Raw genomic sequence first — 21112 nt, 5'->3', positions numbered from 1 at the left:
AGAAGAATAGCCCTGTTCCCCATGACCGTCCCGCGGCTTAATTTTCCTATACTCATCCGACCATGCAGAAACCGATCCACCCCTGGCTGCTGAGTGTCTTCCCCATACTCCACCTCTACTCGGAGAATCTCGGGATCGTCACGGATGTACCCGTGGCTGTCGCGATCGCAGCCAGCCTCAGCGTGACGACGCTACTGGTCATGGGGCTGCGGCAATTGACCGGCTGCCTTTCGAAGGCGAGTCTGATTGCGAGTCTGATCCTGTTCGGCTTCTACTCGTACGGTTATCTGGCGATTTTCCTCGAGGAGGGCAGCCACGCATCGGCATTGGTCGCGCTCCCCTATGCGTTCTTCATTTCGATCGGCGCCCTGATTCTCTTGCTTTGGCGGCGACCGGCCGACGGGATCGCGCTATCCGCCTTCACCACATCGGGGGCCAATACGGCGGCGATTGTGCTTCTGTTATATCCGACCTTTGTGATCGCTTCGTACTTCGCGGAGGTCTCGACGCGGAACCCCGGTGGTTGGGTCGAAGAGGGGGGCGCACAGGTAACCAGAGAAAAAGTACGAGATGGGCCGGAGCATCCCGACATCTACTACATCATCGTCGACGGCTACTCGAGCAACGCGCATCTGCTAAGGAGCTACGGCTACGACAACTCGCGCTTTACCGATGCCCTCGAGGAACTCGGCTTCTTTGTCGCGTACGACAGCAAGAGCAACTACGGAGCGACACTGCTCTCCCTGGCGTCTTCACTGAACATGCAATACATGCCAGATAAACCCCTGGCCGCGGAGGTGGACGATCTCGTCTACCTCCGGATGTCCATCGCGGACAACGCCGTGGCGCGCGACCTGCTGGCCCGGGGCTATACCTACATCTACATGCTTTCGGGTTACCTGCTGCCGAGCCGGATCGCGGATTTCAATTACGATTTCGGTAGTGACGGATTGATCGAATACAATTACTCGGACACGAAGAGCGACGAACGATACTTCGACATCGATAGCATCATTACAGGAGGGTTCTACAAGGAGCCCTTCTCGCGACTCCTGGTCCAGACCACCCTCTTGCGACTCTTCAGCGACGCCCTCGAGCCCTGGGTGCAGAGCGGTCGATCGTACCTGTGGAGCAACCCCAAGCGGTTTTTGGCCACCCTCGAAGAACTCCAGAAGATCCCCGAACGTTCCGTCGCGACCTTTACGTTCGTGCACCTCATGGAACCACACGCCCCCGTTCAATTGCATCGGGACGGGAGCCTGCTGGAGCAGAGCATCCAGAAACCCTCGCCTCGTCAATTCTTCGACGAACTCGAATTCGTCAACGATCGCTTGATCGAGGCCCTGGGCAGTGTGATCGAAAAATCGAGTACCCCTCCGATCATCATCCTGCAGGCAGATCACGGATCGAATCTGGGAGATGTCTGGACCAGGAATTATCGTTTGAAGCACTTCGAGATCATGCACGCCCTTCACCTGCCGGGTGCCCGCCCGTCTGGAGTGACCCGCGAGCTCTCTCCCATAAACACATTCGGGATATTGCTGAACGAGTACTTCGGCGCAGACTACGAAGTGCGGGAAGTGAAGCACTATGACCTACCGAAGGGATACAAAGATCCATTCAGGCAAATAGATGTGAGCAGGGAGTTTCGCTAGGGTGTTGACGGCTGACGATCGGCGCAGGGGACTCATGCGGGCCTTCTCGGCAAATAATCGGACGTACCTACTTCCGCCACTCACCCTGATCGCACTGCTTTTCGCGAGCCAACTCCTCGCGCTGTCGCGGTTCCGCCTCGACTACCCCGTTGTCGACGACTGGCGTTACTACTTTGGTCGCTACCGCATGCCCGAGGCGCTCAGTTTCGAGTGGCTCTTCCGACCCGCTACGGACACGCTCCACGTGACGGGAAAATTCCTGGACTGGCTATTTTTCCGGAACCTGTCCCACGACTACAACCTGCTCATGACCCTCGGCTTTGGGCTGTTCTTCGGAGGCTGGTTGCTGGCGACCGTCGCGCTGCTCAGGGCGACCTCGCAGGATCGACCGGTTGCCCTGGTCAGCAGCTTGCTTGTGTTGTGCCTGGCGTTGGCGGGCTCGCCGTACTTCGTAACCGTGTCGCCGTATCAGTGGCTCGAGCCCGCGATCGCCTATCACCAGATGCTCCCTGTCTTGGGGCTCACGTTGCTCGGGCTGCTTTGTGTGCTCGATCGAAGTCGCTGGCCGCGCGGCCTCGCACCCGCGCTGGCGGTCGTGATCACGCTGTTCTCCGCCTTCGTCTACTCGAGCGGTGCCGTTGTCCTGGTGGTCTTCGGAGCCGCGGTGCTGGCCGTTTCGGAGCTGACTCGGTTCGCCCCGGGCGAGTTGTCGAATTCGTCGCGCAACCTCGCGGTAATCATCCTTGTGACTGCCGCAGTGGTTCTCTCACTCCACGTGCTAATGCCGATGCAGGTCCACGATGTCAACCCGATCATCGATTCGCGTAAGTATTCGGTGGCGTGGCCCACCGACGCCAGCTTTTGGAAATTTTTCGTCGGTCTGTTCGATCGTGCTGTCCTGTCGACTGCCAGTGGATGGATTCCCGATCTGCGCGGGTCGCTTGTCGCGCTCTTCTTTGCCCTGCCAATGTTTTGGTTGCCTGTGCTCATCGTCCGCGACCGGATTGCCGCTGATCGTCGTAGCACGGCGATCGTGGTGACGGCTCTGCTCGCGGCCGTGTTGATCTATGCGCTGCTGGTGAGTTATGGGCGCGCAAACTTCGGCGGCCGGTACATCCCCCAGGTCGACGAACTCATGCGACCCTCGATGTACGCGCGGAATCGCTTCTTCTTCTGGTGGATTACCGCGTTCCTTCCGCTCGGAGTCGTGGCCTGGGGTCTCGCGCTCGAACAGTCGTTCTCGCGCCGCGCCGTCCTGGTGAGCGTTCCGATCCTGGCGCTGTTGCTCGTGCTTCCCAAAACGCAGCACCCCGAGAGCAGAATCTCCTACTTTCAGCACTGGAGCTACACAACGCTCTACCAGTACGATGCCAAGGAACTCAGCCGTCTGATCGGCGATGATCAGAAAACGATTGAGACGGGCATTCCCAGCGATTCCGGCGTGATCTGGTCCAGGAGGTTGAAAATGCCGGCGCGAGAGATCATGTTCTCGGCCCAGAAGTCGGGTGCGAAATTTGTCGATCGCTGGGGCCTGGTGCAGGACAGTTCGCGTTTCAAGCGACTTCCCAAGAAGGGACGCAATTAATTTCCACTATGCAGCCGCCCACACTCAAATCCGTCGCTTCGTTGATCCTGCCCGCCTTGGTGATTCCCGCCGAGTTGTTTCTGATGGGGCCGCTGAATCTTCATCTCGGCAATCCCGGCGAGTTTCATGCGTCGCTGCAATCGGTGCTCCCGAGTCTCGTGGGGCTCACGTTGGTCGCAACGACCGCACTCTTTTTACTCGGGTGGCTTCTGGGCGAGCGACGGCGTGGGGCGTACGTGTCGGTACTTTTCTCTGCGGGGGTCGTGCTCTGGCTTCAAGGGGGCCTGCTGGTAGCGGACTACGGCATCCTGGATGGACGAGGAATCGACCTCGCGTCACAGCGCTGGCGGCTCGCTTACGAACTCCCGATCTGGATCGGACTTCCGTCGATCGCCTTGTGGCATTCGCGCCGTCTCGCCCCATTGGCATCACGGGGTTGCGCCGCTCTGCTGGTTCTCCAGTTCGTCTCGGCGCTCTCCGTAGCGTTGGCGGGTCAGCAGTCGCTCTCGGTACTGCTCGACAACGCGGAACTCCACAAGTACGAGCCCGCACCGGAGCTGTGGGACTTTTCGAAGAATCAGAACGTCGTGCTCATCATATTGGACAGCCTCCAATCCGATGCGGTCGACACGCTGCACCAAACCGAGCAGGAGTGGTTTGATCGCGACTACGCCGGCTTCGTCTTTTTCCGGGACAATGCCGGGAGCTTCCCCACCACCAAGGCGAGCTTGCCGGCGATCATGACTGGCGCGGTCTATCGAAACGAAATGCCGCTGATGGATTTCATCCGACAAGCGGAGAAGCAGGCATCGATTTTTGAACTCTTTCACGAGCACGGCTATAGGACGGACCTGGCGGGCATTACGAACTTGCTCATCGGCACCGAGCCCAGTACCCGGTTCGACATCCCCATGCCGTACGGCTCCACGACTGAGCGCATCCGGTCCGAAGTCTTGCAATTAGTCGACCTGTCGTTGTTTCGATTCGGCTTCCACGGCATCAAGGCGTGGGTCTATGCCGATCGCGGGTGGCGACTGCGCCGGCTTCAGTCTCATCCAGAACGCGTGTATCACTCAGGCAACGGCGACGCCTTCCTGCTCGACTTTGCGGCCCGTGCAGTGGCTACCCGGGAAGAGCCCGTGTTCAAGCTCATTCATACGGGAGGCATTCATCCACCGTTCATCCGCGGCCCAGAGTGCGAGTTCAGCGGTGTGGTTCCAACAAACCGCGAGACACTCATCGATCAGTCACGCTGTTCGCTGCGGGTGCTCGCACGGCTGCTGGACCGTATGCGTGAACTCGGGATCTACCAGGAGAGCTTGATCGTGGTCAGCTCCGATCACGGGGTCGGGGTTTCTGTGGCGCGTCTGCCCGGGAATACTCGAAATGACAGACGCTTCTCGCTCCTGGCTGGAAAGGCGCTCGCGCTACTGATGGTGAAGCCTGCCGGGCGAATCGGGCCTGTTGAGGTTTCGGAGGCGCCGTCTTTCATCGGTGACATCCCTGCGACGATCTTCGAACAACTGGGTTGGGAGCACAATTTCCCCGGAATCTCTGCCTTCACACACGTGAAAGGTGCGAAGCGCAAGCGTCAGTTCGCGTCCTACCCCTGGTCCCAAGCCGATTGGAAGGCCCCCTACCTGCGCAAGCTGGTCGTATATGACATCGATGGCCCGGTGCGCAAAAGCTCCGCTTGGAGATTGAATCGTGTGATCATGGCCCCCGACTGGGTCGCTGGCCCTCGCAATCGGGGGTCCCGAGATTAGTCGAGATCTCGCCCGACTTTCGCTGGGGTTCGCAGCGTTCCGAGGAAGGCGAGCACGGCCTCCATTTCCCTGTCGGACAGGTCGTCGAAAGCTGCGGCTGAGGCCTCTGCCTCGCCGCCGTGGAGAAGAATTGCAGCGCTTATGGTCAGCGCACGCCCATCGTGGAGGTATGGGGCACTGTCTGCTACGCCCCAGAGCCGCGCGGTGGTAAACATCGAAGCGAGATCGCTACCGGTGGATTCTGCGAGGGACTCCCCCATGTCGTGACGTTTCAGGTCGGCGAACATCGGCACGCGAAGGCCGGGGCCCGAGCGATCAAAGCCAGTAGGTCTCTTCGACAGGTTCATCGAGTAGTACACGTTGGCTGAGGGGTCGTGATCGATCTCGGGGAACGCCAAGCCGAGCGAGCGCGACTGGGTCGTCAGCATGGGAACGTGACAGTCCGCACATCCGATTTGGTCGAAGAGACGCTCTCCGTTGCGTGCCTGTCCGTTGGGCTTCAGCTGAATCGGTCGTTCGAGGGTCGTAATGAAGATCGACAAGAGGGAAAGTTGCCCAACCGTGATCTCGTTTTCGACACCGTCGCCGTCCGGGTCGGGTCCCCGGCCGAGCAACTCGACGATCTCGACCGGCTGCATGCCCAGGTGGAACAGGAGAGCTCCCTGGTCGAACTGGCGCGTCGAGATGAACTCGCCCTTGCGGCCGAAGGGTCGCACGACGAGGTCTTCTTCGATCCCCTGAACGTTGGACATGTCGCAGGCCCCCGCTTCGTCGCAGACGAGCGTGCCGAAGTTCACCCCTTTGGCGTCGAGAGATATTACGACGTTCGGGTGATCGAGAGCGTGGTCGAGAAGGTCCTGAAGGTCCGTGGTCATCTCCTTGCCGACGAGTTCAATCCCGCCGGCGCCGAACAGGATCGGTGGATTGATGATGCGGCCACTGATCGCTGCGAAGCCGTTGTTCGCGGTATCGGCGATGTCGGGAGCGACGACACCGGGGAACGCGTTCGCGCTGGCGGAGCCCGCTCCCCCGACACCGAAGGTCGCAGGAATCGTCCGGTTGCTGAGAATGCTGTGACATTCGAGACATGTCTGGCTGTCGAGGCCGTTGAAACGGAGAAACGTTCCGTTGTCCTGCAGGGTAGGTCGGCCGCCGAGGGCGGTTGGATCACTCGGGTCCATCGGGCCGTCGCCGTGGCCATCGGCCTTGTTGAAGGGGGTCGAGAATACCCGCCGGCCAGCGCTGCGGAGGGTGTTCAGCGTATGGGTCCTCGCTTCGATCTCCGCTTGAGTGATGTCGACGTCGAGCCGCGGCCCTTCGAATTCGGGTCGTGCTGCCGCAGCCAGGGGCAACGCGCAACCCACGAGCAATGCGAACAGCGCGAAGAGGTGAGTCGTATCCAGTATGCGGCCACCTTGGCTGTGAGAGTTGACCGGGCACATAGAACTCGTGCCACTCACCAATGTTCGAATTCGCACCGACAGAACCTCCGGAGACTCAAATGCAACAACAACTCTGCAACAACAATGCTGCAACAACTACGCTGCGTCTGTTCAATTCCGACGAAGTTACGATTCGATCGGTGAACGAGTGGACGGCCATTCTATAACAATCGGCACTCGAGCTGAGTCAAAATGTCGGCGGGTCGAGAAAATTATGCCGAACTGAGGAAGCTCGGCGGCAAGCTGAGTCTCGCAGGCAATTAATTTCTGCAGCTAACCTGCAACTAATTTGCAACTGCCCTATTGATTCTGGTTAGTCAGTAGAAGATTCGCCTTTGAGCAGCATTGCATGCTGCTCGCCAGCGGACCGGAATCTCGACCAGTGGAGACGGCGGCGCGCGGCCCCTTCTATATATTGCCTTCGCACTTCGGGCTCGAACAGGATGTGCTCGACACCCTCTGCGAGCCGAGCCGGTGCCGAAGGATCAACCAGCAGTACCTCGCCGTCGGAAAACTCGGCTGGGACTCCGGCAATCCGAGTGGCGACCACCGGGATGCCCCGCACCAACGCCTCATCGATACAGCGCGGAACCCCCTCCGGATGTGTCGAGGTCGGCATCACGAGAGCGTGGGTTTCCGCGTAGTAGTGGCCTACTTCGTCGGGGCTCTCTATCCAACCGCGAAAATTGACCGAGTCGGCGATGCCGAGATCCAGCGCGACAGCTTCGAGGCTCGCGCGATCCGGTCCCTCACCCAGGACGTCGAGAACCACCGCAGAATTCGGTCGCCGTTCTCGGATCAGGGCCAGCGCTTCCAACAGGTCTCCGAGCCCCTTGTCAAACCGGATCAACCCCACGTACAAAATCTTGTACGGCTCCTCGCCCCTCGGAAGTGGTGCGATACCTGGGCTCGAAAAATCCATGTGGGCCAAGGGAACGGTTTCGACCACATTTGCATTGTGACGTCTCGAGAGATCGGCAAGACGCCGTCCCCGTGCGATTACGATGTCTGCAAGTCTCATCGAGCCTTGGAAACTTGCGCGATATAAAGTCTGCCAACCAAGCCACTTTCCCTTCGGCGATTCGGCCAGATACATTTCCCAATCCGTACCGACATAGACGGCATTCTTTTTCAGAAAGAGCCTTGCGAGGGGGTAGACCGGCAGCATCGTCATGAATGCGGGTAGAAAAAATACGCCGTAGGGGCGCTGGAGGGCGTAACGAAAGAATAGCCACATGCTATTCAGCGCTCCCCTGACTGTCGCGTCGATCCCGATCACGGTCACTTTCTCTGGGTCGAGGCGGCCCTTGATCTGGGTCGTGGTTCCCGCCAACGACACACCCCAAGTTCCGGAGTCCTGGGCGAGCCACACGCAATGGCCAAGACGATCGGAAAGTTCGTGGATGTAGTCGACAATCGGAACCTTGGCGACGCGGCTTCCGTCCGGGGCCCATTCTAGATTTCCGCCGCCGACGACCAGAACCGCGACACGCTTTCCCACGATCGTGTACCCCCCCGACTATCAATCCGACGTTCCGCTGAGACCGGGGACTTCACGGCTGGGCCTCAAGTCCTGCATGCGCGCCCTCTGAGGCTAACGCGCGCTCGACTCGAACTCAACAAGGCGACTGCCTGGTTCGTCCGCTCCGATGTCGGGGTCGAGGTCGAAGTCGAAATTCAGCAGATACCGGATGTCTGCATGCTAGTCTCGATCGCACTTCGGGTCATTCCGAACGCAAAGATTCGAGGTGCACCCGATCAAAGCCGGTCGCGGTGACTGCAGGCCGTGACGCCGACAGGACTCAATCCCGGACTCGTGACACAAATCTCAAAACTCTGTGAGCAGCATGCCTATCCGAACCGGCTGCGCGAAATCCTCGAAGCGTTGACAGATGCCGCACGAGAGGAGATACCGGGCCTTCAAGCATTGGTCTTGAGCGGCAGTGTTGCGACCGGAGACTTTGTCTGGCGAGAGTCGAACGGAACGACGCGTCTTCTCTCCGATATCGATGTCATGGCCTTTGCCGAGCGAAGCGGTGACTGTGCCGCGTTCTCTACCCGGATCGAAGAGTTGGAGCGATCCGAGAACTCTCACCTCTTTCATATCGACGTATCCATCTCTCACGTATCCGCTCTGAAACATGTTCCAAAGCGCTACCAATTCGTCGAAGCAAAGCACGCCGGGGTCGCGCCCATTGGCCCCGAAGCCCTAGATTCTTTCCCCCTCGACTTCGATCTCCGGGCAGCACGCCAATCCTCGATTGGAAATATCTCGATGAGTGTGATGGCCTGGGTTGCACCGGAGGCCGCGGACGACGACGGCTATCGGCTCTCGCTGGCGCGAATGATTCTGGATCTTCCGATCCTCGCCTTTTCGGAACAAGGGCGCTGCATCGCCGGACACGGCGTCCGGGTGAAGGCCTTCCTCGAACTCCCCGAATCTCATCCGTTGGCTGTGCCGTCTGTCCGGGCCGCCGTGGAAGCTGCCCTTCGCATGCGCGTCAAGGGCGACGTTGCCCGACGCGAACTAGAAGACGGCGCTCTTCTGGCGATCGACGCCTTGCTGGAGTTTTTGGACGGAAGGGGACCGGCGGGCTCCGCCGACGCTGCGCTAGCGCGACGAATCGGTCGGCTGCTCCCGGCGCGAACCCCTCGGCGGATCGCGGGCGAACTCCGATCTGCGCTGCAGGACTCGGGCCTCTGGCTGCGAGATCCCGGTTGGTGGTTGCGCCGCAAGGAAGCGGTGGGCGGCGCTGCGCTGATTGGATTATTGCACTACGCGATCGCGGGAATGACGAGTGCACCGCCATCCGAAGTAACGGCGCTGATGGGGAACTTTACCGCGGGGCGCAAACCCGAAGGAGTTGGCAAGGCCTACCTGGCCAATGCACAGCGACTCTATTGGGAAGGAAGATGTCGCCTCTATCCATCGGAAGAGCACAGCCAGGGGCGATTCAGTTCCTCCCGAAGAAGGAACCCGTGAACCGCAGAGATCGTGACCTCGAATCGAACGGCCCCGTCTGATGTAGCGCCGGTGAGGCGTGAGCAGCGGTCGTTGTATTACTTGGAATTCTTCTTCGCCACGGGGTGGACCCGATCGCAGCCCGCAAAGGGCGTGCGGTCCAGCAACTGACCCCTCAGGCATGCCTCGACATCGCCCAATTCGATGCCGGTGTTTGCAATACGGTAGTGGGAAACCAGATCGAGCAAACCGTCGCCGTTCACATCTTCAATATGACCTCCCTGCTTGTGCGCCGCAGTGGCTCTCGCCGGGCCAAAAAAAGTCCTCGCCACATCGATATTTGCTGTGTCGAAATTTTCGGAGCCAAGAATGGCTACGCGTAAGTAGCGATTGCTGTGGAGATTGATGCGATTCTTGTCGCTAAGGGGATCGATGTCGATCTCTACAGTGGGACACTGCCCGCCCTGCAGGTCCGGGCAGAGAATGCCCTCGGTCACGCTGAGTCGTTGATTGACTGCCACATCGCGTTGGATCCCGACGGCACCACTCGGCCAACGAATCTCCAGGACGTTCACGATCGCGCTACTACCGAGGCCAAAATGGACTCGGAACAATTCGACGGGCGAGTAGTGGATCTCCCGGGTTTGTACGCGGCCATCTGCGACCAAAGTCACCCGAGCACCGTAACCATTGGGTGCACTGTCGATCCCGTTGAGTTCGACCTCGAGCCAGGCTTGCTCCCGGCCCGCTTGATTGTGCATCAGGCCGCCGACCAGCCCAATGATATTGCTCACTGGAGCGAGAATGTCTTGCGCGCCATCACCATCGTAGTCCCCCACGGCCGCGATCAACGTCGCTACGGGTGTATCGGTGGGGAATGCGATGTCCGAAACGTGAGTGAAGTGACCTTCGCCGTCGTTGCGAAAAATCACGACCTTCGTTTCGGGTTGGCGAAACGGAGACCCAAAAAGCGCAATGTCGATCGGGATGAGGATGTCCAGATCGCCGTCATTCTCCAGATCGAAAAAGGAAGTGCCCCACAACCCGCTTAACATCGTCACCGTCGCGAGATCTCCCGCTTGATCGGTCGCGTCCGAGTAGACGCCGTTCCCATCGTTTTCGAGCAGCATGATGGCGGATCTGTCCTCCGCCGAAACGTTGCCTGCGATGACAAGCAACAAGTCTGTGTCGCCGTCGTTGTCGTAGTCTCCCGCAGCAGCCGTCCGGAAAAAATCGCAGATCTCTTGTGCCCAGTTTATGCACGCCAGGAACTCGTCCGGAAAGGCAATGCTGGTCACGTCTTCGAATTTTCCCTTGCCCAGATTTCGATGAAGCGCCAGACGGTTGGAATATCGATGGAGTCCCAATAGATCCTGGAAGCCGTCGCCATTCCAGTCGAGGGTCAGGTACTGGTGACTGCCCATGAGCCTTCCGATTCCCGTTTCTGCCCAGGCGTCGGAGAAGGTGAGATCTCCGTTGTTGCGCAGCACCAAGATATTGCGGTGAACCCCCTGGTCGTCCTGAAAGAGAGCCCTGACTCCCACCACCAAATCCAGATCGCCATCGGCGTCGTAATCGATCGGCGTGATGCCTGTAATTTGACTCGATTCTGGAAACGCGAAGCCGCTCGAAGCCGGCAGAACCTCGAAACGTCCTCCTCCGACGTTTATCGCAAGGACTGCACTGGAGGTGATGGCGGGTCCGACGGCCAACATGTCGAGAAGACCGTCGTTGTTCATGTCCACAAAGATTGGATAGCGGGTTGAGCCAGAGCCATTGGGCTGGTGCTGGCTGAAAGTTCCATCGGGATTTTGGCGATAGAGATTTGTCGCTGCCAAAGCCGTGCCGATTCCCATGTCCTGCAGCCCGTCGCTGTCGTAGTCGCCGAAGGTCGCGCCAAAGACAAAGAATGGAAATGGACTGAGTTCGGCGAGATCGTCCTGGTTTATGAAGAAGCTGCCGCGCACGAAGAAGGCGTGCTCCTGCGCCGGAAGGCCGTCGGCGGTGATTGTCAGAAGCAGGCTGAGCTCTGTTCCGAGCTCGACCTGCGGCGCGATTTGGATTTCGAATGACCTGGAAGCGGTTTCTCCGCTCGCCATATCGCCATAGTCGCGATCGCCGTCGGCAACGCTCACGTCTGGGTCCGTACTCGTGAGTGAAACGAATACGCCGGTGGCGGACACCCAGTGGTTCCGCAGTTCCACCTCGACCGAGGCCAGCTGTCCCGCGACGATCGCACCCGCGCGAATCGCGACGGGACGCAGCAGCGGGGTCGGAACCGCGGTGGCGCTCGAGAGCGCGTCCACCCTCCCGGCGCCCAGGTCGTCCTCTCTGCCGGGATTCTGCAAATCGATCGAGACCGCGCCGGCCAGCAGGCGGCCGCGAATCTCTGCGGCCGACTCATCGGGATGCATACTCATCATGAGAGCCGCAACCCCGCTTGCGTGCGGGGTCGCCATGCTGGTGCCACTCAGCCAGAGGTAGCGATCACCCACTGCGCGCCCGGTGCCGTTGGCGTAGCGGTTGTCGTGATCGTTTGCCGAGAGCGAGAGCACGCCCACGCCGGGAGCGCAGAGTTCGAGTTCGGAACCCCAACTCGAGAACGACGCCAGCACGTCTCCAGCATCGACCGCGGCGACGGCCACGACGCTCTGAAACAGGGCGGGCATCAATACTTGGGGCCTGGCGCTGTTGCCGGCAGCCGCAAGCGAGAGCACGCCGGCGGCTTCGGCGTCGTCGAACGCGGCCCGAATGATCGGGTCGTCGAACACGCCACCCCAGGAATTCGACGTGATGTGGGCACCTACGCTGGTCGCGTAGTGCACGGCCGCAGCCAGATCTGCGGAAAGGCCGAAGCCTTCGTCATTGAGCGCCTTGATGGGCAAGATTTGTGCGAAGGGCGCGATTCCAACGATCCCCTCGGCGTTGTTCGAACCGGCCGCGATCGTACCGGCGACATGGGTTCCGTGGCCGAGATAATCCTCCGGGACGGAATCGTCGTCGACGAAGTCCCAGCCACTCACGTCATCCACCAGCCCGTTGGCGTCGTTGTCGATTCCGTCGCCCGGCGTCTCTCCCATATTGATGAAGACGCCCCCCGCAATGTCAGGGTGATCCAGGTCCAGGCCGGAATCGATTACCGCGACGACCACGCCCTCACCCGGAGCGATTTCGCTTTCGTCGAATACGCCGTTCCCGTTCGTATCCAAGAGGCTCCAGGCCTCGAGGACGTGCAGATTGCGCACGCCATACAGGTCGGGGAAAGCGTTTCCGAAGCTGCCCTCCGACCAGGTCGTGCCGTTGCTACTCACGTAGGGATCATTTGGAACGGTGCTTACGTTGGGCAAGGGTTCGGCCTGAATCCGATGAATGAAGTTCGGCTGAACGTCAGCCACCAGATCGTTGGCTCGCAGCTCGCCCATTACGACGTTCAGTTCTTCCGTCGTCTCGAGTCCCGGAATTTCGACGAGAAAGAAATTTTCGAGATCAGGTGTGTGGGCTGGCAGTGGGGGTAGACGCCGTTTGCTCTGGTTCTGGCGAGCTTCGCGAACGTGCAGGAGGCGCGCGCGTGCAGTGTCAATCTGTCGCCCGTGGGCGTCCTCGTAAACCTTGAAGATGCGGCGCATTTTCTTCGCCTTGTGGCGAAGCAGAATCTCGTCGAGCTGGGCCGCGGCGGGATCGCCGGGTATTGCAGAGGCAAATCCATCTGCGCGAGCGCGGTGGATCTGGCTCCCCACCTCTTTGCGGAGTCGAACGATCAGCTCGCCGGGCGCAAAGCGGATTGCCTCGGAGCCGGCCGTATCCGCGTCCGGGAGTTGGTCGATGCGTAGTGCGTCGGTCAAGGTAACCAGGTTGTCCTGTGTGCCGATTGCATTCGTCGTGTTCTTCGACGGGTCTTCGCTCGCATGGGTCACTGCAGTCAGCCCGACGGATCCGATCAGGCATAGGGCTGCGCCGACTGCTCGAAACGCTGCAAGACGACAGCTTTCGGATTCAGGAGAGCTTTCGGAAGCTGAACGGATGGGGACTCCAGTATTGCGATTACGCAACAGTGTCTCGCCATGTTCATTTTAATCGATGAATGTACGAAAGTGGGAAAAAAATCACCATCGATTCGATGGCTTTACGACACGGAGCCGGCGGTTGCGAAGTGGCAGGCGCTCTAGTTCGTCTTGACTGCGAGGGCCTGCTTGGACTTGTACATTGCCAAGTCGGCGTTCTTGAGCAGATCGCGGGCACTTGCGGCATCGACGGGATAGATGCTGACTCCAATACTGAGCGAAGTCTGGAGCTCTACCTTGCCGAGTGCGAAGGGCTCGCTGACGAGTTCTCGAATGCGACCGGCCATCACTTTGGCAACCCGCACCGCAACATCACCACCGGCGAGATCTCCGGGCACTGGAATCAGAGGCAAGTCCGGGAGCAGCACGAGGAATTCATCTCCGCCTTGCCGAGCGACGAGGTCCGTGCCCCGGGTTGCGATCACGATCCTTGCGGCGATCTGTTTTAGAAGATCGTCGCCCGCCGCATGTCCGAGGCTGTCGTTCACCGCCTTGAAGTCGTCGAGATCCATGTAGAGCACTGCGATCGCAAGTCCATCTCGCGTTGCCCGCGCCATGGCGGCCTCGAGCATCTCTTCGAACAAAGCGCGATTGGCCAGCCCGGTCAGTTTGTCGTGATAGGCGAGAAAAGCGATCTGTTGCTCGGCTTCCTTCTGCTCGGTGATATCGAGCATCAAGCCAACTTCCATGAAGGGCTCGTCATTTTTGTCATAAATCACGGTGGAGCGATCCCGGAACCACACGACGCGCCCATCCGGGTGGACCATGCGGTAGTCACACACGTCTTTTGCGGTCAGCCGTCCCTGCATCCACACCACACGCACCCGCTCGCGGTCGTCGGGATGTACGCGGTCGAGCCAGATCTCGGTCCCGGCCTCGGAGAGCCAATCCTCCTGGCTGATGCCGGTCATCGATTCAATCCTGGGGCTGATGAATTCGTCGACACGATTTTCTCTGTCGTGCCCCTCGATGTAGAGAATTGCCGGAAGCTGCTCGACGAGAGCCTTAAAAATCAGCTGGTTCCTCTCCAGTTGTTTGGCGCTGCGCTGTCGCTCGATGGCGCCACCAATTATTTCTGCAGCCGCTTGCAGCGTGTCGATTTCGACTTCCGACCACCCTCGTTCAATCAGGCAATCGTCGAATCCAATGTATCCCCACCATACGTCGTCGCAGAAGATAGGAATGGTGGCGGTCGACAGGATGCCTTCCTCGGCTAGATCCTTTCGCTCGCAAGCGGGCAGATCGCGCGCACTCCCGTGGATGACCTTGCCGCTGCCGAGAATCTCCACCCAACGCTGAAGCCGGAGTTCGTACGGGTAGTTCTGATTTTCTGGATCGACGATCATGGAATCGATACCGGGGGCACACCACTCGCAAATCTCGCTCATCACGAGCTTGCCTTCGTGTTCGGAATTTTGGTAGATGTAGACGCGGCTGACCTCGGTGGCCTCGCCGAGACGGCAGAGCGCGTCAGCGGCTTCGTCCTGCCAAGAAGATCCCCTGCTGAGTTTCTTTGCGATGAACGCAACTGCCGAGAGCATGGCCCTGGCTCTACTCAGGTCGCTCGATTGGCAGTCGTTTTCGACAGGTTTCATGATCGCCGTGGCCTCTCTCTGGTCTGCTCCGGGTTCCGCGTCTCACGCCGCAGCTGCTATGCGGCATTTGATGATCGTCAGAAAGCGACCCTCCGCTTAGGTGAATCGGCGCATGGGTACAATCGGCTAGCACTTGGGAACAATCGGCTTCGCATTTTAAAGCTATATCGAAATTCAAGCTCAGCAGAGGGCTGGCTAGAGAGCGCGAAGTCGCACGCGCTCGGGGTCGACGAAGGGAATGCGCGTCACGGTGGCATCGCACCTGACCTTTGGACCGACAACTTGGATCTTTGTTCCGGGGATCGCCGCCGACGGAACCAGGTGTACGAGAGCGAGGGATTGCCCCAACCGCTCTGAAAAGGCGGGGGTGGTGACGTGGCCCACGCGCTCTCCGTCTCGCATCAGGTCGGCGCCGTGATCCACTTCAGTGTCATGATCGGCGACGATGCCTCGCAGCTTCACGCGTTCTTTGCCCTCGAGGGCAAAGAGTGCCTCACGTCCCCGGAAGTCTCCCTTGCTGCGCGACACCGACCAACCGAAGTCGACCTCCCAGGGCGTGTTCTCCTCGGTCGCCTCGGCCCCATAGGCCATCAGCGCGCTCTCGATATGGACTTTTTCGAGCCCCGCCCAGGAGATCGGCATCAGTCCCATGGGCGCTCCATGTTCGAGGAGCTGCTTCCAGAGTTCAACCGTGTCTCGTGCATGAACGAAGATCTCGTAGCCGCGCTCGCCCGAGTAGCCTGTTCGCGACAGCATCACATCTTTTCCCAGGAGTGTCGTCTGCTCGTGGAAACAGAATCGCAGCTCGCGCAGCTTCATCGGCGTCTTGGTTTCGAGGATGTCGACGGACTTCGGACCCTGGATCGTGATGATGTGCATTTCTTCGTCGAGCTCGACGCTCACGTTCTTGCCCTTTGACCAACTCTGTAGGAGTTCCAGTGACGGACCGATGCTCGTAACGGCGAGGAGTTCATCTTCGGAGATTCGAAAGAAGTAACCGTCATCGCAGAAATGACCATTTTCTTTCAAGACAGGCGAGTAGCCCGCTCTGCCAATCTGGATCTTGTTCATGTCGCGGGATACCAGGTAGTCGACGGCGGCGAGGGCGTCCGTTCCTCGCACATGAATCTTCTTGAGCACCGAAGTGTCCCACAAGCCTGCAGCTTCTCGGATCGCGGTATGCTCGTCCCGTGGATCGGACGGTAGGGTGAAGGCGACGTCCATTCCGTTCCACTCGCCCATCTCCGCACCTAACGCGAGCATTGTATCTTCGAGCACCGAAATTCTTTTGCTCACGCCTTACCTCGAAATCTCTGTGGAAACTCGTTGCATCGGTTAGGATTGTTTCTAGCTACGAAAATCGAGCCGAGGAGATGTAGTCCGTGGGCGACCCGAAGATCATCGCATTCTTCCCTGAGGCTTGCTACGGGCCGGCGCTCAACTCCGTCGGGATCGCGCAGGCTTGTGAGAAGCTCGGCCATAAGCCCGTCTTCCTCACCGACCCAGGGCTTTCCGGCGTGTACGCGAAGTACGGCTTCGAAGAGCATGTGGTCAACATGTCCGAGCCGATGTCACCCGAAAAAATGGCGAGCTACTGGACGGGTTTCATTGACGGTCACATTTCCAATTTTAACAAGACTCCCTATGAGCAAATCGACAACTACGTGAAGGAGTGCTGGGCGAATATCGTCAATACTTCCGTTTGGGCGGAAAAGGATCTCCCTGGAATCTTGAAGAAGGTCCAGCCCGATCTCATCTGTATCGACAATGTGATCTTGTTCCCCGCAGTCAAACAGTATGGTGTTCCTTGGGTGCGAATCATTTCGTGCAGCGAGAACGAAATCCCCGACCCCGACATCGCGCCACATCTCTCGGGGTGTAGCGAGGGCGATCACCTAGGCTATCGAGCCTTCGAAGAATCGTTCAACAAGGCGATCGGTCCGCTCCACGAGAGCTTCAACCGGTTTCTCGCCGACTGCGGCGAGGCGCCTTATCCGCTGGGCCAGTTTTTCGAGCCCTCTCCGCACTTGAACCTTCTTCTATACCCCGAGCCGGTAAAGTTCAAGCGCCGCAATCCCCTCGATCCGAAGCGGTACCAATACCTCGACGGCTGCGTGCGGAAAGAACAACCCTACGAGATACCGAAGTTCGAAAAGCACAATGATGCACCCATCATTTATCACAGCTTTGGCAGTCTCGGTTGCGGGGACACGGAAATGATCAACCGGTTCATTCGGGTGCTGGGAGAGCTTTCCTATCGAGTGCTGGTGAACGTCGGCGACTATCTGGATTCGTATCGGGACCTGCCACCCAACGTGAAGGTCGATAGCTGGTTCCCGCAGCCCTCCGTAATCGCCCAGATGGATGCAGTGATTCATCACGGGGGCAACAATACCTTCACGGAGTGCCTCTATTTCGGAACGCCGGCGATCATCACGCCCTACGTGTGGGACGGCCACGACAACGCCACCCGGGTTCAAGAAACTGGTCACGGGTTGAAGATGCATCGCAGCAATTGGACAGACGAAGAACTTGCGCGCAATCTCGAAACCGTCATTTCGGATCCAAAGATCCGGGCAAAGACGGCGGCGACCTCCGAGTTCATGCAGCGCTTCGACGGGCCCACCCGGGCGGCAGACCTGCTGGACGGGATCCTCAGCGGTCGCCTCTAGCCCGACGGTCTTTCGCAAACAGTTTTTTCTTCAAGCAATTTCGTACACTCAAAAAGGAAGACAATGAAGGTACCCATCGTCCGCAATCCCCGTGAAGTGACCGATCTCCTCGACTGGGGACCCGTTCCCACGATGATCGAGGGTCAGTCGATGACGTCGGGGGTATTCCTTCATCGTGGGCCCGAGTCGGAGTCCGGGGTCTGGTTATGCACGCCCGGTTATTGGAACTGCCACGTCACGAGCGATGAGTTCTGCCATTTCATCCAGGGCCGTTGCACATACACCCACGAATCCGGTGACGTCATCGAAATCGAGCCCGACACGGCAGCGTTCTTTCCGAAGGGCTGGAAGGGCACATGCCGCGTTCACGAGACCATTCGCAAGGTCTACATGATCCGCTGACGCTCGCCCCCACCTCGGGTGTTTTGTTTGTCATTGAAACAACGGATTGGGGATTGGCACCAGGGCATCCATCCGCTTCAAAGCGGCATCCAATTGCTGCCCCATGGTCTTGACAAGATCGGGCCGGCTAGCTGCCAGGTTGTTCGTTTCGCCAATGTCATGCTCTAGATCGTACAATTCGTAGGTACTGGTCTGTGCGCCCGCGCCCGCCGTGGCGTAGTTGTGAATCAGTTTCCAGCGCCCGTCGAGAATCGATGAAGCGGGACTGGCATGTAGACGCTTCACGTAATGGGGATAATGGATCACCACCGAGTTCCTGCTTTCATTCTCCGGTTGCCCGCTCAACAGCGGATACAAACTCTGACTGTGATTTATTATTCGGCGGCCCCGGTCGATTCCTGCAATATGCAGAATCGTTGCAAATAAATCTTCACTGCTCACCAGTTGATCACTGACTTGCTGTGCTTGCACTTGACCGGGCCAACGCACAATCAAGGGAACGCGAATTCCTCCCTCGTAGATTTGCGCCTTGCCGCCACGCAGGGGGAAATTATCAGTGGGCATTGGCTCCTCGGGCACCCGTCCCATCCAATCAACACCGCCATTGTCGGACATGAAGATGATCACGGTGTTCTGCCACACCCCGGCTGCTTTCAAGCCCTCAAACAAAATACCCAGTGCGGTATCGAGTTCTTCGATCATCCCCGCCATGACGGGGTATTGCTGCGGATAAGAAGGGTCCCGCAAGCGCTGATATTTTTGCACCAACTGCTTGCTCGCCTGAAAGGGGTAGTGCGGTGAGAAAGGCCAAAAGCTGAGAAAGAAAGGTTGGTCGCCCTGGCTCTCGAGGCTGTGCTGAACGAACGCAACGGCCTCCTTCGCCAACCGCTGATCGAGATGCTCACCCTCAGGGCCATCTTGAAAGTTGGTCAGATGATACGGAGAGTAATAACTCTCGACGCCTGGGAATGAACCACCGGGCATCGCCACATCATAACCTCGCTGACCGGGTGACCACTCACCATCCCCTAGATGCCACTTGCCAAAAAAGCCGGTTCTATAACCAGCGTCCTTCAGGTAGCTGCCCACCGTCTTGTGCTCGAGCGCAAGCCGTGTCGCAGACGGTGCCGGTACGACTGCCCGGTCGCGACCGGTCGTTGCAGGCATCTCGGTCGGGAAATCGACATCTTCGGCGTCACGTGCGCCGGCACCGGTAAAGCGCAGAAACGCGGGGTTGTATCCAGTTACGATGCTGGCGCGAGTAGGGGAGCACACGGGGCTCGAGGAATAGGCTCGAGTAAATCGCAGACCCTCCGCCGCCAGCAGGTCAATGTTGGGGGTCTGATAATATTCGCTGCCATAGACCGCTGTATCGCGCCATCCCAGGTCATCCGCCAGGATCAATACGATATTGGGCGGCCGCGATCCGGGTTGGTTGCAGGCACAAATGCAGACACTGAGCATCAGTACGAGCCCAGACGGTAGTAGACGGTACAGCCACAGCACGCGTGAAGCTCCTATCAGTACCAATGCTCCCGGCACGGGGTAAAGAACAAAGCCCGCGAAATGAGAAAACTGTACCCGAACAACCCCGAGTCGTGCGGCATTGTTTTTGGAATTGCGCTCTGTGCTATCTAGCGAGCATGTCGGAACGTAGCCAGCGCGGATGGCCCGGTGCATGGGCTGACCTGGCCTTGATCGGGATTGCCTTTGTCGCAGGGCTCGTGTGGAGCTGGAATCGCTGGGCTGATCCGATCATCGACTTCGGCCAGCAGCTCTATGTGGCCTGGCAGCTCTCCGAGGGGCGCAGCTTCTTCACCGATGTCTCCTACTACTACGGGGGACCGCTTTCGCCCCACCTCAACGCGGCGCTATTCAAGTTCGCGGGCGTCAGCATGCGCACGCTGGTGTTCGCGAATATCGCGGTCACTGCAGGGGTACTGGTGCTGCTCTACCGCTTGCTGGCGGATCTGGGCGGACGGCTCGCCGCCACATCCGCGTGTCTGCTTTTTTTGCCGTTCTCGGTGCTGCCGCAGCTCTCCCGGGTTGGCAATTTCAACTTCATCACGCCCTACACCCATGAGGTGACCCATGCCTTTGCGCTGTCCTTGGGGGCGATCGCCTGCCTCGGCCGCTATCTCGTGGCCCGGGACCGGCGATGGCTGGTGGCGACCGGCTTGCTCGCAGGGCTCACGCTGCTGACCAAGCCAGAGGTGGTCGTTGCGGTGATCCCCGCGCTGAGTCTCGGCGTGGTGCTAGGAGCGTTGAGCGCGGGTTCGCGGCGCGCGACCTCGCAGGATCTCGCTACTTACGCAGCGGCGGTTGCGCTGCCGTCCCTCGCTAGCATTGGCCTGCTCGCCCTCGAGCTTCCGTTCGGCGATGCGGTGCGGGCGACCGCGGGCTCATGGCCGCTGGTCTTTGCGGGCACGGTGACAGAACTCGCGATCTTCCAGTGGGGCCAGGGTGTCGCGGATGTGTCGGCGAGCCTCGAAGCCATGGCACTGGCCAGTCTCGCGTGGTTGGCAATCATCGGTCCGGCCTTTGCGCTCGACCGCTACCTCAGGGTGACAGGCCACTTGAGGCTTGGACTTGCGCTGGCCTTTGGCTTTGGGACCCTGGCGGCGCTCTTGGGTCTGGTCGATCGCATGTTCTGGATGGACGTATTGCGGCCACTGCCCCTGGCGATGCTGCTGGCCCTCTTTTGGGCGCTCGTGTGGCTGCGCCGCGCATGGCGGCACGGTCCCAGTGCGCGTCGCCGTCCCATCCTGCTCGCCACCTGGGCGGTGTTTTCGCTCGGCATGCTCGCCAAGATCGTGCTCAACGTACGCTACTACCATTACGGCTTTGCGCTGGCCGCGCCGGGTACGCTGCTCGTCGTGGTGGGGCTCGTGCGCGGGCTTCCGCTGTTGGCCGCGCGGGGAGAAGGGAGCGGCGGCCGCATCACGTGTGCCGTGGGCTTGGCTGTCATCGCG

The 21112-nt window shown here is 59.4% G+C and carries 13 protein-coding genes; 7 read left to right on the top strand and 6 right to left on the bottom strand.

Going from position 1 to position 21112, the window contains the following annotated elements; genetic code table 11:
• The first annotated feature begins 62 nt into the window (after nt 1-62).
• From IH881_13090 to IH881_13080, 3 genes are read left to right on the top strand one after another with little or no spacing between them, the layout of a single operon-like run.
• The gene (locus tag IH881_13090; protein ID MCH7868622.1) at nt 63-1655 is read left to right on the top strand and encodes a hypothetical protein; all 1593 of its coding nucleotides are present in this window, start codon (nt 63-65) and stop codon (nt 1653-1655) included.
• Nucleotides 1656-1659: 4 nt separating this feature from the next.
• The gene (locus IH881_13085) at nt 1660-3240 is read left to right on the top strand and encodes a hypothetical protein (protein ID MCH7868621.1); all 1581 of its coding nucleotides are present in this window, start codon (nt 1660-1662) and stop codon (nt 3238-3240) included.
• An 8-nt stretch (nt 3241-3248) separates the two neighbouring features.
• Nucleotides 3249-5006, top strand: coding sequence for a sulfatase-like hydrolase/transferase (locus IH881_13080; protein MCH7868620.1), 1758 nt, complete (start codon nt 3249-3251; stop codon nt 5004-5006).
• On the opposite strand, the gene IH881_13075 is transcribed toward IH881_13080, so the two are convergent.
• Both IH881_13075 and IH881_13070 read right to left on the bottom strand, forming a co-directional pair.
• On the bottom strand, nt 5003-6484 hold the full coding sequence (locus tag IH881_13075; GenBank protein ID MCH7868619.1) for a hypothetical protein: 1482 nt from the start codon (nt 6482-6484) through the stop codon (nt 5003-5005). The two genes, IH881_13080 and IH881_13075, sit on opposite strands and share 4 nt — an antisense overlap.
• A 277-nt stretch (nt 6485-6761) precedes the next feature.
• Nucleotides 6762-7949, bottom strand: coding sequence for a glycosyltransferase family 4 protein (locus tag IH881_13070; GenBank protein ID MCH7868618.1), 1188 nt, complete (start codon nt 7947-7949; stop codon nt 6762-6764).
• Between the two features lie 285 nt (nt 7950-8234).
• Here IH881_13070 and IH881_13065 point away from each other — a divergent pair, with 285 nt between their 5' ends.
• Nucleotides 8235-9431 carry a nucleotidyltransferase domain-containing protein gene (locus IH881_13065; GenBank protein MCH7868617.1) on the top strand — a complete coding sequence of 399 codons (1197 nt, stop codon included), beginning with the start codon at nt 8235-8237 and terminating at the stop codon, nt 9429-9431.
• A 77-nt stretch (nt 9432-9508) separates the two neighbouring features.
• Here the strand turns inward: IH881_13065 and IH881_13060 are convergent, their stop codons facing one another.
• The 3 genes from IH881_13060 to IH881_13050 all read right to left on the bottom strand — a co-directional run bounded on the left by IH881_13060 (nt 9509) and on the right by IH881_13050 (nt 16362).
• Nucleotides 9509-13459 carry a VCBS repeat-containing protein gene (locus IH881_13060; GenBank protein ID MCH7868616.1) on the bottom strand — a complete coding sequence of 1317 codons (3951 nt, stop codon included), beginning with the start codon at nt 13457-13459 and terminating at the stop codon, nt 9509-9511.
• 113 nt (nt 13460-13572) lie between these two features.
• On the bottom strand, nt 13573-15066 hold the full coding sequence (locus IH881_13055) for a diguanylate cyclase (GenBank protein ID MCH7868615.1): 1494 nt from the start codon (nt 15064-15066) through the stop codon (nt 13573-13575).
• 195 nt (nt 15067-15261) lie between these two features.
• On the bottom strand, nt 15262-16362 hold the full coding sequence (locus IH881_13050; GenBank protein ID MCH7868614.1) for an aminomethyl transferase family protein: 1101 nt from the start codon (nt 16360-16362) through the stop codon (nt 15262-15264).
• 86 nt (nt 16363-16448) lie between these two features.
• On the opposite strand from IH881_13050, the gene IH881_13045 reads away from it, so the two are divergent.
• Both IH881_13045 and IH881_13040 read left to right on the top strand, forming a co-directional pair.
• The gene (locus IH881_13045; GenBank protein MCH7868613.1) at nt 16449-17738 is read left to right on the top strand and encodes a glycosyltransferase; all 1290 of its coding nucleotides are present in this window, start codon (nt 16449-16451) and stop codon (nt 17736-17738) included.
• Between the two features lie 63 nt (nt 17739-17801).
• Nucleotides 17802-18140 carry a cupin domain-containing protein gene (locus IH881_13040; protein MCH7868612.1) on the top strand — a complete coding sequence of 113 codons (339 nt, stop codon included), beginning with the start codon at nt 17802-17804 and terminating at the stop codon, nt 18138-18140.
• 30 nt (nt 18141-18170) lie between these two features.
• Here the strand turns inward: IH881_13040 and IH881_13035 are convergent, their stop codons facing one another.
• Complete coding sequence (locus IH881_13035) at nt 18171-19544, bottom strand: sulfatase (protein MCH7868611.1); 1374 nt, start codon at nt 19542-19544, stop codon at nt 18171-18173.
• Between the two features lie 239 nt (nt 19545-19783).
• Between IH881_13035 and IH881_13030 the strand changes: the two genes are divergently transcribed.
• On the top strand, nt 19784-21112 hold a 1329-nt coding region (locus IH881_13030; GenBank protein ID MCH7868610.1), incomplete at its 3' end, for a glycosyltransferase family 39 protein.

This window comes from Myxococcales bacterium (genome assembly GCA_022563535.1).
Taxonomy (GTDB): domain Bacteria; phylum Myxococcota_A; class UBA9160; order UBA9160; family UBA4427; genus DUBZ01.
The sequence above is the reverse complement of the archived record's forward strand: the minus strand, read 5'-3'. Positions and strand labels throughout refer to the sequence as shown.

Excerpts from the sequence above, each read along its gene's own strand:
- IH881_13090 (MCH7868622.1), top strand. The coding sequence starts at position 63 with ATGCAGAAACCGATCCACCCCTGGCTGCTGAGTGTCTTCCCCATACTC.
- IH881_13080 (MCH7868620.1), top strand. The coding sequence starts at position 3,249 with ATGCAGCCGCCCACACTCAAATCCGTCGCTTCGTTGATCCTGCCCGCC.
- IH881_13055 (MCH7868615.1), bottom strand. The coding sequence starts at position 15,066 with ATGAAACCTGTCGAAAACGACTGCCAATCGAGCGACCTGAGTAGAGCC.
- IH881_13040 (MCH7868612.1), top strand. The coding sequence starts at position 17,802 with ATGAAGGTACCCATCGTCCGCAATCCCCGTGAAGTGACCGATCTCCTC.